Source organism: Motilimonas eburnea, from assembly GCF_021295345.1.
Classification (GTDB): Bacteria; Pseudomonadota; Gammaproteobacteria; order Enterobacterales; family CBDFNC01; genus Motilimonas; species Motilimonas eburnea.
Window position 1 is genome coordinate 101,172 of the sequence record NZ_JAIMJB010000011.1, and the last position, 14,482, is coordinate 115,653.

Genomic DNA, 14,482 nt, shown 5'->3' on the forward strand with positions numbered 1-14,482 from the left:
AGATTCAGAAATGTTGCAACCAAAACGTACTAAATTCCGTAAGCAGCACACGGGTCGTAACCGTGGTCTAGCTAAAGGACAAGACGTTAGCTTCGGCCAATTTGGTCTTAAAGCAACTGGCCGTGGTCGTTTGACTGCGCGTCAGATCGAAGCGGCACGTCGTGCGATGACTCGTGCGGTTAAGCGTCAAGGTAAAATCTGGATCCGCGTATTCCCTGACAAGCCTATTACAGAAAAACCTCTTGAGGTTCGTATGGGTAAAGGTAAAGGTAATGTAGAATACTGGGTTGCTCAAATTCAACCTGGTAAAGTCCTTTACGAAATGGAAGGTGTTCCAGAAGAGGTAGCACGTGAAGCATTTGCACTAGCAGCTGCTAAACTGCCTATCAGTACTACTTTCGTAACTAGAACGGTGATGTAATGAAAGCAAGCGAACTTAAAGATAAGAGCGTTGAAGAGCTGAATGCTGAGCTGTTAAGCCTATTACGCGAGCAGTTCAACCTACGCATGCAAGCGAGCACTGGCCAATTGGCTCAAACTCACTTGCAAAAAGAAGTACGCCGTAATATCGCGCGCGTGAAAACTGTGCTAACTCAGAAGGCAGATGCGTAATGAGCGAAAATATCCGTACTTTGCAAGGTAAAGTCATCAGTGACAAGATGGACAAGTCCATCACAGTAGCGATTGAGCGTAAAGTGAAACATCCGATCTACGGTAAGTTCATCAAGCGTACTACTAAGCTACACGTACATGATGAGAACAATCAGTGTGTTGTTGGCGATTTCGTGTCTATTCGCGAATGTCGTCCACTATCTAAGACTAAGTCTTGGACATTGGTTGAAGTAATTGGAAAAGCTTAATTTTTAAGCGTTTTCAAAGTAAGCGGCTCCTTAATTGGAGCCGTTTTTTATTTATACTACCTTTTTCCAGAATGTGGTGTTATAATGCGCCGCCCTCTAAAAGGGAAGGTAGCCCATGATTTCAGATTAGGCTGGAATCTTGTTGTAATAATAGCGGAGCACTGAAATGATCCAGATGCAAAGTATGCTTGACGTGGCTGATAACTCAGGCGCACGTAGCGTAATGTGTATTAAGGTCCTTGGTGGCTCGCACCGCCGTTATGCAGCGATTGGCGATATCATCAAAGTTACTGTTAAGGAAGCAATTCCTCGCGGTAAAGTTAAAAAAGGTGATGTTTACAATGCTGTGGTAGTGCGTACCAGAAAAGGTGTACGTCGTCCTGATGGTTCTTTGATTCGTTTTGACCGCAATGCTGCGGTAATCCTAAACGCAAACAAACAACCAATTGGTACACGTATCTTTGGGCCTGTGACTCGTGAACTTCGTTCAGAGCAATTTATGAAAATTGTGTCTCTGGCACCTGAAGTACTGTAAAAAGGCGGAGTCAATAATGGCAGCAAAAATTATTCGTGACGACGAAGTAATCGTACTAGCCGGTAAAGATAAAGGTAAAACTGGTAAAGTTACCAAAGTTCTACCTAACGGCAAAGTGTTCGTCGAAGGCGTAAATATTATCAAGAAGCACACCAAGCCAAACCCACAATTGGGCGTAGCAGGTGGCATCGTTGAGAAAGAAGCAGCGATTGATGCTTCAAATGTTGCGGTAGTTAACCCTTCAACGGGTAAAGCTGACCGTGTTGGTTTTAGAATTGAAGACGGCAAAAAAGTACGTTTCTTCAAATCTAATAATGAAACTGTGAAGTAATTGGAGTTTACGATGGCGAAACTGCATGATTTTTACAAAGAGACAGTAGCGTCTGATCTTCAAAAGAAGTTCGGTTACAAATCTGTCATGCAAGTCCCTCGGATTGAAAAGATCACCCTAAACATGGGTGTTGGTGAAGCTCTGGCTGACAAAAAAGCACTAGAGAACGCGGCTGCTGATATGGCTGCAATTTCTGGTCAAAAGCCACTTATCACCAAAGCACGCAAATCTGTTGCGGGCTTCAAGATCCGTGAGGGCTACCCTATTGGTTGTAAAGTGACCTTACGCGGAGAACGGATGTGGGAATTTTTCGAACGCTTGGTTAGCATTTCGCTACCACGTGTACGTGACTTCCGCGGCTTGAATCCTAAGTCATTCGACGGCCGTGGTAACTACAGCATGGGTGTACGTGAGCAAATCATCTTCCCTGAAATCGATTACGATAAAGTCGATAAAGTACGTGGTCTTGATATTACTATCACTACTACTGCTGCTTCAGATGAAGAAGGTCGTGCACTGTTAGCTGCATTCAACTTCCCATTCCGTAAATAAGGTGTAGGGTTATGGCTAAACAATCCATGAAAGCACGTGAAGCAAAGCGTGAAAAACTGGTTAGCAAGTACGCTGAAAAACGTGCGGCATTAAAAGCGACTATCGCAGATGTAAACTCATCAGACGAAGATCGTTGGGCTGCAGTGCTTAAGCTACAAACGCTACCTCGTGATTCCAGTAAGAGTCGTCAGCGTAACCGCTGTAACGTTACTGGTCGCCCACATGGTTACCTGCGTAAATTCGGCCTAAGCCGTATTAAGCTGCGTGAACACATGATGCGCGGTGAAGTTCCTGGCCTGAAAAAGGCTAGTTGGTAATCCACATATCACGGAGTAAGCAAATATGAGCATGCAAGATCCTATTGCTGATATGCTAACACGCATTCGCAACGGTCAAGCGGCCAACAAAGTTGCAGTGAAAATGCCGTCTTCTAAGCAAAAAGTGGCGATTGCCAAAGTGCTTAAAGAAGAAGGTTACATCGCTGATTTTGCTGTAGTTGGTGAAGCTAAACCAGAATTGGAAGTGACTCTAAAATACTTCCAAGGTAAAAAAGTTATCGACAGCATTAAACGTGTTAGTCGTCCAGGTCTGCGTATCTATAAGAGCTCTTCAGAACTGCCTAAAGTTCTTGATGGCCTAGGTATCGCAGTTGTTTCAACTTCACAAGGTGTAATGACTGACCGTGCTGCGCGTAAAGCGGGTATCGGCGGTGAGATCATCTGTTACGTAGCTTAAGGAGTAGATATGTCTCGCGTTGCTAAATCGCCTGTTGCTATTCCTGCTGGCGTAGAAGTGAAGATTGATGGCCAGGAAATTACTGTTAAAGGTAGCAACGGCTCTCTAAGTCGTGTTATCAACAACGCTGTTGTTGTTAAAGAAGAAGAAGGCAAGCTAGTTTTCACTTGGACTGATGGCGCTACTGGCGCTAGTGCTCAAGCTGGTACTGCTCGCGCTCTTGTTAACAGCATGGTAGAAGGTGTTTCGAAAGGTTTCGAACGCAAACTTGTACTAAATGGTGTTGGTTACCGTGCCGCTGTACAGGGTAAAGTTGTAAACCTAACCTTAGGTTTCTCTCACCCAGTTGAGCACACTCTACCTGAAGGTATCACTGCTGAGTGTCCAACAAATACTGAAATCGTACTGAAAGGTATTGATAAACAGTTGATTGGACAAGTTGCCGCCGACATTCGTGGTTACCGTCCACCAGAGCCTTACAAAGGTAAAGGTGTTCGTTACGCTGACGAAAACGTGCGTCGTAAAGAGGCTAAGAAGAAGTAAGGTAACACTATGGATAAGAAAGCATCTCGTCTACGTCGTGCAACTCGCACGCGTAAGAAATTGCAAGAGTTGGGAGCAACTCGCCTGGTGATCCACCGTACTCCGCGCCACACATACGCGCAGGTGATTTCGCCAGAAGCAAAAGTTATTGCAACTGCATCGACAGTTGAAAAAGACGTTGCTAGTCAAGTTAAACACGGCGGTAATGTTGAAGCTGCTAAGCTAATCGGTAAATTGGTTGCTGAGCGTGCTACAGAGAAAGGTGTTTCTAAAGTATCTTTCGATCGTAGCGGTTTTCAATATCACGGTCGCATTGCAGCACTAGCTGAAGCGGCACGTGAAGCTGGTCTTCAGTTCTAAGGGGCGGATCATGGCAAAAGAACAATCTCAAGCCGGTGAACTGAATGAAAAACTTATTGCAGTTAACCGTGTTTCTAAAGTAGTTAAAGGTGGTCGCATCTTTAGCTTTACCGCACTAACCGTAGTTGGTGATGGTAATGGTCGTGTAGGTTTTGGTTACGGTAAAGCACGTGAAGTGCCAGCAGCTATCCAGAAAGCAATGGAAAAAGCGCGTCGTAATCTAACGACTGTACAGCTTAACGGCACTACACTTCAGCACCCTATCAAGGGTCGTCACTCTGGCTCTAAAGTTTACATGCAGCCAGCGTCTGAAGGTACAGGTATCATCGCCGGTGGTGCGATGCGTGCAGTACTAGAAGTAGTAGGTGTACAAAACGTACTTGCTAAAGCTTACGGTTCTACTAACCCAATCAACATCGTTCGCGCTACTATCGACGCGCTTGAGAGCATGAGTGCTCCTGAGCAAGTTGCTGCTAAGCGTGGTCTGACTGTTGACCAGATTTTAGGGTAATTGACCATGGCTAAGACGATTAAAGTAACACAAACTAAAAGCGCGATCGGCCGTTTACCGAAGCATAAAGCGACGCTAACGGGTCTAGGTCTACGCCGCATTGGCCACACTGTTGAACTAGAAGACACACCTTCTGTTCGCGGTATGGTTAATTCAGTTTACTACATGGTTAAAGTGGAGGATTAATTGATGAAACTTAATACTCTATCTCCAGCAGCTGGCGCTAAGCCAACTGCAAAACGTGTAGGTCGTGGTATCGGTTCTGGTCTAGGTAAAACCTGTGGCCGCGGACACAAAGGTCAGAAGTCTCGTTCTGGCGGTAGTGTTCGTCCAGGTTTTGAAGGTGGTCAAATGCCTTTGAAACAACGTCTACCTAAGTTCGGCTTTACTTCTCGTAAGAGTCTTGTAAGTGCTGAAATTCGCCTAAGTGAATTGGCGAAAGTTGAAGGTGATGTAGTTTCTCTAGAAACTCTGAAAAAAGCCGGTATTATTGCAGACAACATTCAGTTCGCGAAAATTGTACTTTCTGGCGAAGTTTCTCGCCAAGTAACAGTACAAGGCCTTAAGGCAACTAAAGGCGCGCGTGCTGCAATCGAAGCTGCCGGCGGAAAAATCGAGGAATAAGATTAAATGGCTAAGAAACCAGGGTTAGAAGGAAAGGGCTCTCAAGGCGGATTAAGTGAGCTTAAAACGCGCTTGCTATTTGTACTAGGTGCCATATTGGTGTTTCGTGCAGGTTCCTTTATTCCAATTCCTGGTATTGACGCCGCTGTCCTCGCTGAGCTGATGCAACAGCAAAAAGGCACCATCATTGAAATGTTCAACATGTTCTCTGGTGGTGCACTTGAGCGTGCATCGATTCTTGCGTTAGGTATCATGCCGTACATTTCGGCATCGATCATCGTACAGCTACTTACGGTTGTACATCCACCCCTTGCCGAATTGAAAAAAGAAGGCGAGTCAGGTCGACGCAAGATTAGCCAATATACCCGATACGGTACGTTGGTGCTTGGTACGTTCCAAGCAATAGGTATTGCAACAGGTCTGCCAAATATGATTCCTGGTCTGGTTGTTAACCCAGGCATGAGCTTCTATTTGACAGCTGTTATTAGTTTGGTCACAGGAACCATGTTCCTTATGTGGCTAGGTGAACAAATCACTGAACGTGGCATTGGTAATGGTATCTCGATTCTTATTTTCGTGGGTATTGTTGCTGGTCTACCGTCGGCTATTGGCCAAACGGCAGAACAAGCCCGTCAAGGTGAGTTGCACTTGTTACTGTTATTCTTGCTAGCAGCAATCGTTTTCGCAGTAACTTACTTTGTAGTATTTGTAGAGCGTGGTCAGCGTCGTATCGTTGTTAACTATGCTAAACGTCAGCAAGGCCGTAAGGTGTTTGCAGCTCAAAGTACGCACTTACCATTGAAGCTAAACATGGCGGGTGTAATCCCTGCAATCTTCGCTTCAAGTGTTATTTTGTTCCCAGGTACCATTGCTCAATGGTTTGGACAAACTGAAGGTTTTAGCTGGTTAGGTGAAGTATCCCTTGCGTTACAACCTGGTCAACCGCTACATGCTATGTTGTATGCAGCTGCTATCATCTTCTTCTGCTTCTTCTACACAGCGCTTGTGTTTAACCCACGCGAGACGGCTGACAACTTGAAGAAAAGCGGTGCCTTTATTCCAGGTATACGTCCCGGAGAACAAACTTCGCGCTATATAGACAAAGTTATGACGCGCTTGACATTAGCTGGCGCTTTATATATAACCTTCGTCTGTTTGGTTCCCGAGTTCATGATGATTACAATGAACACACAATTTTACTTCGGTGGTACATCGTTGTTGATTATTGTTGTAGTAATCATGGATTTTATGGCTCAGGTTCAGACTCATTTGATGTCTCATCAATATGAATCCGTCCTGAAAAAGGCAAATCTTAAAGGTTATGGTCGCTAAGACTGACTTTTTAAGGTAAGCTATCTGTTTACGGAGTTATGCAATGAAAGTTCGTGCATCCGTTAAGAAAATCTGTCGTAACTGTAAGGTTATCAAGCGCCACGGTGTGGTTCGTGTAATCTGCAGTGAGCCTAAGCACAAACAACGCCAAGGCTAAGTCAGAGATTTCATCGAGATGAATTGCAGCCTGATGGTGAATGCACCATCAGAGCTGTTTTTTGCTTGCAATTTTGTCATCTGTTGAGTATCCTACCGGGCTTTTCGCAGATGGCCTTTAATATTACTAGGAGTGCATAGTGGCCCGTATCGCTGGCATTAACATTCCTGATCAAAAACATGCTGTAATTGCCTTAACTGCAATCTACGGCATCGGTAAAACTCGCGCACAACAAATCTGTGCAAACGCGGGTGTTGCTGAAAGTGTTAAGATCAAGGAATTAGACGAAGCTCAAATTGAGTCTCTTCGTACTGAAGTAGCTAAGTTCACCGTTGAGGGTGACTTACGCCGTGAAATTTCCATGAGCATCAAGCGTCTAATGGACCTTGGTTGTTATCGTGGTCTTCGCCACCGTCGCAGCTTGCCTGTACGTGGTCAGCGTTCTAAAACGAATGCTCGTACCCGTAAAGGTCCACGTAAACCGATTAAGAAGTAGGGGTTAAGTAATGGCTAAAGCTCCAACTCGCGCTCGTAAGCGCGTCAAAAAGCAGGTTGCTGACGGCATGGCTCACATCCATGCATCTTTCAACAACACAATCGTTACCATCACCGATCGTCAAGGTAATGCTCTATCTTGGGCTACTGCAGGTGGTTCTGGCTTCCGTGGTTCACGTAAGTCTACTCCATTTGCTGCGCAGGTCGCTTCTGAGCGCGCTGCTGAAGCTGCAAAAGAGTATGGACTCAAAAACGTTGAAGTTTTTGTTAAAGGTCCCGGTCCGGGTCGTGAGTCTTCAATCCGTGCGTTAAATGCTGCGGGCTTCCGCATCACTAACATTACTGATGTGACTCCGATTCCACACAACGGTTGTCGTCCACCTAAGAAACGTCGCGTATAAACGTTTTTTAGACCTGTTGGAGAAAGAAAATGGCAAGATATATTGGGCCTAAGCTCAAGCTTAGCCGTCGTGAAGGCACCGACCTGTTCCTTAAGTCTGGTGTTCGAGCAATCGACTCTAAGTGTAAAATTGATAATGCACCTGGTGTACACGGTGCACGTAAACCTCGTCTGTCTGACTACGGTTTACAATTACGTGAAAAGCAAAAAGTACGTCGTATGTACGGTGTACTAGAAAAGCAATTCCGTAACTACTATAAAGAAGCAGCACGTCTTAAAGGTGCTACAGGTTCTAACCTGTTACAACTTCTTGAAAGTCGTCTAGATAACGTTGTTTACCGTTTCGGTCTAGGTGCTACTCGCGCCGAGTCTCGTCAGCTAGTTAGCCACAAAGCTATCCTAGTTAACGGTAAAGTGGTAAACATTCCATCATACAACGTTAAACCAAACGACGTTATCAGCGTTCGCGAAAAAGCTAAGAGCCAAGCTCGTATTAAAGCTGCTCTAGAAATCGCTCAACAGCGTGAACTACCTACTTGGGTAGAAGTTGACGCTAACAAGATGGAAGGCACTTTCAAGCGCTACCCAGAACGTTCTGATTTGTCTGCGGACATTAATGAACAGCTGATCGTCGAACTTTACTCTAAGTAAAGTTAACTGCTAAGAGAGGACATAATGCAGGGTTCTGTAACTGAATTTCTTAAACCTAGACTAGTTGACATCGAGCAGGTTACCGCTAATCGTGCACGAGTTACACTCGAGCCGTTAGAGCGTGGTTTTGGCCACACTTTAGGTAACGCTTTACGTCGCATTCTACTTTCATCTATGCCTGGTTGTGCTGTGACTGAAGTTGAGATCGACGGTGTAATGCATGAATACAGTACTAAGGAAGGCGTTCAAGAAGATGTTCTTGAGATCCTACTTAATCTTAAAGGTCTTGCAGTTAAGCTGGAAGGCAAAGATGAAGCACTGCTAACGCTTACAAAGTCTGGTGAAGGCCCTGTACTAGCGGGAGACATCACCCATGATGGTGATGTAGAGATTGTTAACCCTGAGCACGTTATCTGTACTTTGACTAGCAATGCTGAAGTAAGCATGCGTATTCGAGTGCAACGTGGTCGTGGTTACGTTCCAGCTTCAACTCGCGTCCATTCAGAAGATGAAGAGCGTCCAATTGGTCGTCTACTTGTTGATGCGGCTTATAGCCCTGTTGAGCGTATTGCTTACAGCGTAGAAGCAGCTCGTGTAGAACAACGTACCGATTTAGACAAGCTTGTCATCGATATGGAAACTAACGGCACGTTAGATCCTGAAGAAGCGATCCGTCGCTCTGCTACCATTCTAGCTGAACAGCTAGATGCATTTGTAGATCTTCGTGATGTAACTGAACCGGAAGAGAAAGAAGAGAAGCCAGAGTTCGATCCAATCCTGCTTCGTCCTGTAGATGATCTAGAACTAACGGTCCGTTCTGCTAACTGTTTGAAAGCAGAATCGATCCATTACATCGGTGATCTGGTCCAACGTACTGAAGTTGAACTACTGAAAACGCCTAACCTTGGTAAGAAGTCTCTGACTGAAATCAAGGACGTATTAGCGTCTCGTGGTTTATCTCTAGGCATGCGTCTGGAAAATTGGCCGCCAGCAAGTATTGCTGACGAATAATCAGGTTAACTGAGTTAACGTATTAGTTATAAGGATTAGGTTATGCGCCATCGTAAGAGTGGACGTCAACTTAACCGAAACAGCAGTCATCGTCAGGCTATGTTTCGTAACATGGCAAGTTCTCTAGTAACTCATGAAGTTATTAAGACAACTTTGCCAAAAGCTAAAGAACTACGTCGTGTAATTGAACCGCTAATTACACTAGCTAAACAAGATAGCGTTGCTAATCGTCGTTTAGCGTTTGCTCGTACTCGCGATAACAGCGTAGTAGGCAAACTTTTCAATGAATTGGGTCCACGTTACGAGTCACGCCCAGGTGGTTACACTCGTATTCTAAAATGTGGTTTCCGTGCCGGTGATAATGCTCCTATGGCATACATCGAGCTAGTAGAACGCCCAGTAGTTGAAGCAGCAGAAGACGCTGTAGAAGAATAAAAAAAGGCCGGGTTTTCCCGGCCTTTTTTTTATCCCCACCTTGTCAATCAGCAGTGCGCTAGCTTACATCTCCCCCCATTTGAGATTGAATGTAGTTTTGCACCCCAATTTTGTTGATCAATCCAAGGTGTTGCTCGAGCCAATAAATGTGGTCCATTTCTGTGTCATCAAGCAGCTCAGTGAGAATATCGCGGCTGACGTAATCTTGTTCTTTCTCACAAATACCAATGATTTCACGTAGGCTTTTTGCCACGGTGTACTCTGCAGCCAGATCGTTCTTGAGCATGGCCTCAACATTATCCCCAACATGAATAGGCAGCCTTGACGCGGTATCAGGCGTACCTTCAAGGAAAAGGATCCGCTCGATCAGTTTTTGAGCGTGCTCCAGCTCTTCTTCATACTCATGGGCAAGCTTTTCATGAAGCTTCTTTATGCCCCAATCTTCATACATTTTTGAATGGGCTAAGTATTGGTCCATAGAGGTTAGCTCGAGTGTGAGCTGTTTATTTAAGTTGTCGATAACTATCTGTTTACCTAACATGTTAATCCTCCATCATAGATTGCTGATAATTTTGGATGCCGGTTGCATTGATTAGGAACTGTTGTGATTCAATCCAATCAATGTGCTCTTCTTCGTACTCAAGAATGTCTTCGAGGAGTTCTCGACTTATGTAGTCCTGTTGCTGTTCACAGAGCTCAATGGCTGTACGTAACGCGGCAACCTGTTCGGTTTGAAATGCCATATCACATGCCAGCATCTCCTCGGTGTGCTCACCAATGCGTAATTTACCTAGCTGCTGTAAGTTGGGTAACCCTTCTAAGAAAAGGATACGTTCGATAAGGTCGTCGGCCTGCTTCATATCTTTAATGGATTTTTTATAGTCTTTTTCGTCCAGTTCTTCTAAACCCCAGTTCTTAAACATTCTGGCGTGGAGGAAGTACTGGTTTATTGAAGTGAGCTCTAAGGTTAAGATTTTATTGAGTTCACTAAGGACGAGGTTATTGCCTTTCATATTTTAGCTCCAAATACTGATTGATCTAGATCAATTAAGTTTGGTTCAAATCGAAAGAAGTGCAAATGAATTTAAGAAAAAATCTTTAAAAATCAGCGGGATGCTATTGATAATGAGAGAGCTTTGTATTTTTAACAAAGGACTGGTTGACGTATTGTTCTTCACGAGAAGCGCTAGACTTCATTGAAATCTAGCGCCTTAGTTTGATTAATTATTGCTGTGTAATTCTGAGTTCAACTCAACCGCAGATTTATTGGTTAGGCACTCAATTTTACCTGTGATGGAATTACGACGGAACAGTAGATCACTTTTACCCGTAAGGTCACGCGCTTTCACTACTTCTACCTCGTTACCTGACGCGTCTAACATGGTCACTTTAGTACCTGCGGTGACATATAGACCAGATTCCAGCGTACAGCGATCGCCTAGTGGGAAACCTAGGCCAGCGTTAGCGCCTAGTAAGCAGTTCTCACCCATAGACACGACCACATTACCGCCACCGCTTAGGGTACCCATGATAGATGCGCCGCCACCGACATCACTGCCGTTACCAACAACAACACCGGCAGAGATGCGGCCTTCAACCATGCTGACTGCCTCGGTACCGGCATTAAAGTTCACAAAACCTTCGTGCATTACTGTGGTGCCTTCGCCAATATGAGCGCCTAAGCGTACGCGAGCGGTATGTGCAATGCGAACACCGCTTGGCACAACGTAGTCCGTCATCTTAGGGAATTTGTCTACGCAATTAACACTCAAGGTTCGTCCTGCCAAACGCGCTTCAATCTGACGCTCTGCTAGTTCAGGTAAATCAATTGGGCCTTCATTGGTCCAAGCGATGTTATGCAGCAGGCCAAAAATACCGTCTAGCACCACTCCATGTGGCTTAACAAGGCGGTGAGAGAGTAGTTGTAGCTTAAGGAAACCTTCTGCCACACTCGATGGCTTTTCATCTGTGGCTAGGATCACGAGCACTAATGGTTGCTCTGAGGCAGCCGCTTGCTGAGCGAAAGTGGCATTGCGGCTATCTTCCGCTTGACTAAATGCTGCCGCAAGCGCTTCACACTGGTTACTTTCGATTGCGAAAACTTCATTGCCGCCTTGATAATCAACAACACTTGATAACGCATCAACAAGCTCTTGAGCAGGGTTTAATACTGGGTTAGGAAAAAAAGCTTCGATGATCTTACCGCTATTATTTTTAGTTGCGGTGCCAAAAGCTAATGAAAAACTGGCCATGTTAAATACTTCTCCAATCATGTTTAGTATTGCAATACTCGGCTGCAAAAGAGAGGGGGTTGAAAATTTGAGGCTACATGATAATGGTCTGATAGCCACAATTGAAGTCTTTTTGAACGATAAGATCTATTGACTCAAACTCTGGCCGGCGAGATGACTACATCTCACGACTGTAACGCTCATAATATCCCATTACCTTTTTTACATAGGTTTGGGTCTCTTTATAAGGTGGGATGGTATATTTGTATTTCTTAACCGCGCCGGGACCGGCATTGTAAGCGGCTAATGCAAGCCGCTTGTTATTGAAGGTATCTAACATCATCCGTAGATATTTTGCGCCACCTTCCATGTTTTGAACAACGTCATAGCGATTATTCACCCCCAGCATTTTCGCCGTGCCTGGCATTAATTGCATGATACCTACTGCACCAGCGCGAGAAACAGCTTGAGGGTTGTAGCCAGATTCAGCACTGATCACGGCATGAAGTAGGGCGGGCTCAAGTTGATAGCGCGCCGCTATGTCAACGATAGTGGGGTGATAATGCTGACGAAGTTTTTTATTAACCTTATAGATTTTGACACGCTTGGCAGGTGCATCGGTCCAATTGCCAAAGCTGGCTGGTTTCGTTTGTTTGGGGGTGCGCATTAACAGCTTGTAATTCTTATTCAACTTTTTTTGCGCGAAGTGGGTGGTCCCGTTGCTGTCCACCCACATGTAGACATCGCTATAACAAGCGAACGGCCATAATGCAGCCATCAAAAAACCGATGCTCATTAAGCTATATCGTGTAGATTTTAGGTGCTTCATCTATGTTAACCTATGGTGTCCAATGCTAAATAACATCTTCGGATAATCATTACCATCATGCCCGCGAATGCAATATACCAGCTTCTAAATCTATGTAGGCACTGACCCAAACAATTTTCAAAATATGCATAATACATTCCAGTGTATTAAGGAGCGAGTTCATTATCTGTTTCCTGGATACCCGATGGTGTTTTTTCCACATCACGCACGACGGTTTGTAGCTCTTTTCTCAGCAGCCCATTATTTGGGTAAAGCCAGCGCGCATGCGCTAAGGTTTCGTCTGCTTGTGATTGATATCCTAACAATTTGTTTGCGAGGGCTAAATTATAGTAAATGTTGGCTCTGGGTGTATGTTCTACAAATTTGGTCGCCCAATCTATATAGGCTTTAAGTTCCTCTGGTTTGTCTAGCCTTTCACCCACAAGCATCCTTAGGGTAAAAATATTAAATTCTAGGCGTGTCGTAAGCGCCAAGGGATTGACGACTTGCATGAGCAGATCGATGTTGGTTCGCCCTGTTCGTTCAAATTTAGTCACCAGGTAATTAGTGTGCACAGCAGTGATCATAAAGGTACAAGTGATGAGCACTATCAAGATTGCATTCGTTCTAATTAATAATGTCGGCCTAAACTGGATTTCCTTTTTGCAATTAGACAAATAACTGACAAAAGCGGCCAACACTATAAACATGACCCAAGTAGCAACAGCATGATAGAACGGGTATTCGGTTTGGGTATGTAAGGTGAGAGGAAATACGAGGGCTAGCAAGGCAAGGGCGTGTCGCCAATCAAACTTGGTGAGCAAGCTGATAAAAACCGCAGCCATTGTGAGTAAACCCAATATTGGAAGGATACCGCCTTCGACTCCCCAAAGCATGAGTTCGTTGTGTGGGTGGGTGAGGTTCTCTAATACAAAAGGCACCCCCTCATTGGCAATGCGTTCGGCGCGGTCATGTAGAAAGCTCACTTCAAAGCTGCCATAGCCCCATCCTAATAGGGGCTTTTGTTGCATCATATGCCAGCTTTGCTCATATTGGAGCGTTCTTGCTCCAGCATTAGCAAGTTGAGCACCGTCGCGTGAAACCGCGCCATCAGCAATGATAAAGTGCATGCTTACACCACACGCAATCACGGCCATCAGCATCATACACCGCTGTTTAGACCGTTGCCAAAGCCATGGGGCCATTAATGCTAATCCAATGGTTACACCAAGATAGCCGGTGCGAGAAACACAGATGTAGATAACCCATGCGGCTATAAAGCAATGCAGAGTGAGAAAGCCAAATAGCCATTTAGCTTTGCCTTGTGGTTGCCATGCCATGAGTAAATAAGCTGCAATAATAAGGCTAGTCGCTAGAAAGCTAGCCAATACATTAGGCTGTTGGAAGATGCCATAGGGTCGACCATAATCGACGTTAAAGCCTAAGGGATTGCCAGCTTTGAAGATATACATTTGCACTAGGCTATATATCCCTTCGATAAACCCTGCGATCACTAAAAAAAGGAGTAAACGGCACCATTGTGCCTTATTCATTGCCAGTTGCTGTAAAGCAAACAACAATAGTATGCCACCTAAAAAGCCCAGAATTCTAGGGTAGCTCGCTTCAGCCAGCTCGGCATTTGGGTAAAATATCGGTACGAGTAGGAGTAAAAACGCAATCAAACCTGCTAAGGAAAGACGATTATAGACAATGCGCTGGCTAAGGGTTATCTGCCAAAGGCCAATGGCAATTAAAATCGAGGTGAAAGCCCAAGCAATGGGATTAATCGGTAGATCCAGTCCCGCTCCGCCTTGATTGTGTTGAAAGTAGTGCATCCCCACAAGACAAAAAAGAGCAAACACCCAAGTAAAAATTGAATTTAACTTTGTCTTGCTCGTTTCCATTGTGGGG

Annotated in this window: 25 protein-coding genes; 20 read left to right on the forward strand and 5 right to left on the reverse strand. The window is 44.9% G+C overall.

The window, feature by feature from the left end; translation table 11 throughout:
- The first annotated feature begins 10 nt into the window (after nt 1-10).
- From rplP to rplQ, 20 genes are all read left to right on the forward strand, one after another.
- On the forward strand, nt 11-421 hold the full coding sequence (gene rplP / locus K6Y21_RS12405; RefSeq protein WP_233072170.1) for a 50S ribosomal protein L16: 411 nt from the start codon (nt 11-13) through the stop codon (nt 419-421).
- Complete coding sequence (gene rpmC / locus K6Y21_RS12410) at nt 421-612, forward strand: 50S ribosomal protein L29 (protein ID WP_233072171.1); 192 nt, start codon at nt 421-423, stop codon at nt 610-612. The genes rplP and rpmC overlap by 1 nt, the downstream gene beginning before the upstream one ends.
- Nucleotides 612-860, forward strand: coding sequence for a 30S ribosomal protein S17 (rpsQ, locus tag K6Y21_RS12415; RefSeq protein ID WP_233072172.1), 249 nt, complete (start codon nt 612-614; stop codon nt 858-860). The genes rpmC and rpsQ overlap by 1 nt, the downstream gene beginning before the upstream one ends.
- A 166-nt stretch (nt 861-1,026) precedes the next feature.
- Nucleotides 1,027-1,395 (forward strand): 50S ribosomal protein L14, encoded by a 369-nt coding sequence (rplN, locus tag K6Y21_RS12420; RefSeq protein ID WP_232800700.1) that lies wholly within the window; start codon nt 1,027-1,029, stop codon nt 1,393-1,395.
- Between the two features lie 16 nt (nt 1,396-1,411).
- Nucleotides 1,412-1,726: a 50S ribosomal protein L24 gene (gene rplX, locus K6Y21_RS12425; protein ID WP_233072173.1), complete on the forward strand. Its 315-nt coding sequence runs from the start codon at nt 1,412-1,414 to the stop codon at nt 1,724-1,726.
- Between the two features lie 12 nt (nt 1,727-1,738).
- Entirely contained in the window at nt 1,739-2,278 is a 540-nt protein-coding gene (gene rplE / locus K6Y21_RS12430) for a 50S ribosomal protein L5 (RefSeq protein WP_233072174.1), read from the forward strand.
- 11 nt (nt 2,279-2,289) lie between these two features.
- Nucleotides 2,290-2,595, forward strand: coding sequence for a 30S ribosomal protein S14 (gene rpsN / locus K6Y21_RS12435; protein WP_233072175.1), 306 nt, complete (start codon nt 2,290-2,292; stop codon nt 2,593-2,595).
- A gap of 25 nt (nt 2,596-2,620) precedes the next feature.
- Complete coding sequence (rpsH, locus tag K6Y21_RS12440) at nt 2,621-3,013, forward strand: 30S ribosomal protein S8 (RefSeq protein ID WP_233072176.1); 393 nt, start codon at nt 2,621-2,623, stop codon at nt 3,011-3,013.
- 9 nt (nt 3,014-3,022) lie between these two features.
- Nucleotides 3,023-3,556 carry a 50S ribosomal protein L6 gene (gene rplF, locus K6Y21_RS12445; RefSeq protein WP_233072177.1) on the forward strand — a complete coding sequence of 178 codons (534 nt, stop codon included), beginning with the start codon at nt 3,023-3,025 and terminating at the stop codon, nt 3,554-3,556.
- Nucleotides 3,557-3,565: 9 nt separating this feature from the next.
- Nucleotides 3,566-3,916 carry a 50S ribosomal protein L18 gene (gene rplR / locus K6Y21_RS12450; protein WP_233072178.1) on the forward strand — a complete coding sequence of 117 codons (351 nt, stop codon included), beginning with the start codon at nt 3,566-3,568 and terminating at the stop codon, nt 3,914-3,916.
- Nucleotides 3,917-3,926: 10 nt separating this feature from the next.
- On the forward strand, nt 3,927-4,427 hold the full coding sequence (rpsE, locus tag K6Y21_RS12455; protein WP_233072179.1) for a 30S ribosomal protein S5: 501 nt from the start codon (nt 3,927-3,929) through the stop codon (nt 4,425-4,427).
- Nucleotides 4,428-4,433: 6 nt separating this feature from the next.
- Entirely contained in the window at nt 4,434-4,613 is a 180-nt protein-coding gene (gene rpmD / locus K6Y21_RS12460) for a 50S ribosomal protein L30 (protein ID WP_232800692.1), read from the forward strand.
- A gap of 3 nt (nt 4,614-4,616) precedes the next feature.
- A complete protein-coding gene (gene rplO, locus K6Y21_RS12465) occupies nt 4,617-5,051 on the forward strand; it encodes a 50S ribosomal protein L15 (protein WP_233072180.1) in 435 nt (144 codons plus the stop codon).
- A gap of 6 nt (nt 5,052-5,057) precedes the next feature.
- Nucleotides 5,058-6,383, forward strand: coding sequence for a preprotein translocase subunit SecY (gene secY / locus K6Y21_RS12470; RefSeq protein WP_233072181.1), 1,326 nt, complete (start codon nt 5,058-5,060; stop codon nt 6,381-6,383).
- Between the two features lie 43 nt (nt 6,384-6,426).
- Nucleotides 6,427-6,540 (forward strand): 50S ribosomal protein L36, encoded by a 114-nt coding sequence (gene rpmJ, locus K6Y21_RS12475; RefSeq protein ID WP_232800689.1) that lies wholly within the window; start codon nt 6,427-6,429, stop codon nt 6,538-6,540.
- Nucleotides 6,541-6,679: 139 nt separating this feature from the next.
- On the forward strand, nt 6,680-7,036 hold the full coding sequence (gene rpsM / locus K6Y21_RS12480; RefSeq protein WP_233072182.1) for a 30S ribosomal protein S13: 357 nt from the start codon (nt 6,680-6,682) through the stop codon (nt 7,034-7,036).
- Nucleotides 7,037-7,046: 10 nt separating this feature from the next.
- Nucleotides 7,047-7,436 (forward strand): 30S ribosomal protein S11, encoded by a 390-nt coding sequence (gene rpsK / locus K6Y21_RS12485; RefSeq protein WP_232800687.1) that lies wholly within the window; start codon nt 7,047-7,049, stop codon nt 7,434-7,436.
- A 29-nt stretch (nt 7,437-7,465) separates the two neighbouring features.
- A complete protein-coding gene (gene rpsD, locus K6Y21_RS12490; RefSeq protein ID WP_233072183.1) occupies nt 7,466-8,086 on the forward strand; it encodes a 30S ribosomal protein S4 in 621 nt (206 codons plus the stop codon).
- A gap of 24 nt (nt 8,087-8,110) precedes the next feature.
- The gene (locus tag K6Y21_RS12495; RefSeq protein ID WP_233072184.1) at nt 8,111-9,097 is read left to right on the forward strand and encodes a DNA-directed RNA polymerase subunit alpha; all 987 of its coding nucleotides are present in this window, start codon (nt 8,111-8,113) and stop codon (nt 9,095-9,097) included.
- Nucleotides 9,098-9,139: 42 nt separating this feature from the next.
- Nucleotides 9,140-9,532, forward strand: coding sequence for a 50S ribosomal protein L17 (gene rplQ, locus K6Y21_RS12500; RefSeq protein ID WP_233072185.1), 393 nt, complete (start codon nt 9,140-9,142; stop codon nt 9,530-9,532).
- 58 nt (nt 9,533-9,590) lie between these two features.
- Here the strand turns inward: rplQ and bfr (K6Y21_RS12505) are convergent, their stop codons facing one another.
- From bfr (K6Y21_RS12505) to K6Y21_RS12530, 5 genes are all read right to left on the reverse strand, one after another.
- The gene (gene bfr / locus K6Y21_RS12505; protein ID WP_233072186.1) at nt 9,591-10,073 is read right to left on the reverse strand and encodes a bacterioferritin; all 483 of its coding nucleotides are present in this window, start codon (nt 10,071-10,073) and stop codon (nt 9,591-9,593) included.
- 1 nt (nt 10,074) lies between these two features.
- Nucleotides 10,075-10,545 carry a bacterioferritin gene (bfr, locus tag K6Y21_RS12510; protein WP_233072187.1) on the reverse strand — a complete coding sequence of 157 codons (471 nt, stop codon included), beginning with the start codon at nt 10,543-10,545 and terminating at the stop codon, nt 10,075-10,077.
- 207 nt (nt 10,546-10,752) lie between these two features.
- Nucleotides 10,753-11,784 (reverse strand): 2,3,4,5-tetrahydropyridine-2,6-dicarboxylate N-succinyltransferase, encoded by a 1,032-nt coding sequence (gene dapD, locus K6Y21_RS12515; protein ID WP_233072188.1) that lies wholly within the window; start codon nt 11,782-11,784, stop codon nt 10,753-10,755.
- Between the two features lie 157 nt (nt 11,785-11,941).
- Nucleotides 11,942-12,592 (reverse strand): transglycosylase SLT domain-containing protein, encoded by a 651-nt coding sequence (locus tag K6Y21_RS21280; RefSeq protein WP_285229743.1) that lies wholly within the window; start codon nt 12,590-12,592, stop codon nt 11,942-11,944.
- A gap of 146 nt (nt 12,593-12,738) precedes the next feature.
- A complete protein-coding gene (locus tag K6Y21_RS12530) occupies nt 12,739-14,406 on the reverse strand; it encodes a PglL family O-oligosaccharyltransferase (protein WP_233072189.1) in 1,668 nt (555 codons plus the stop codon).
- Nucleotides 14,407-14,482 lie beyond the last annotated feature (76 nt).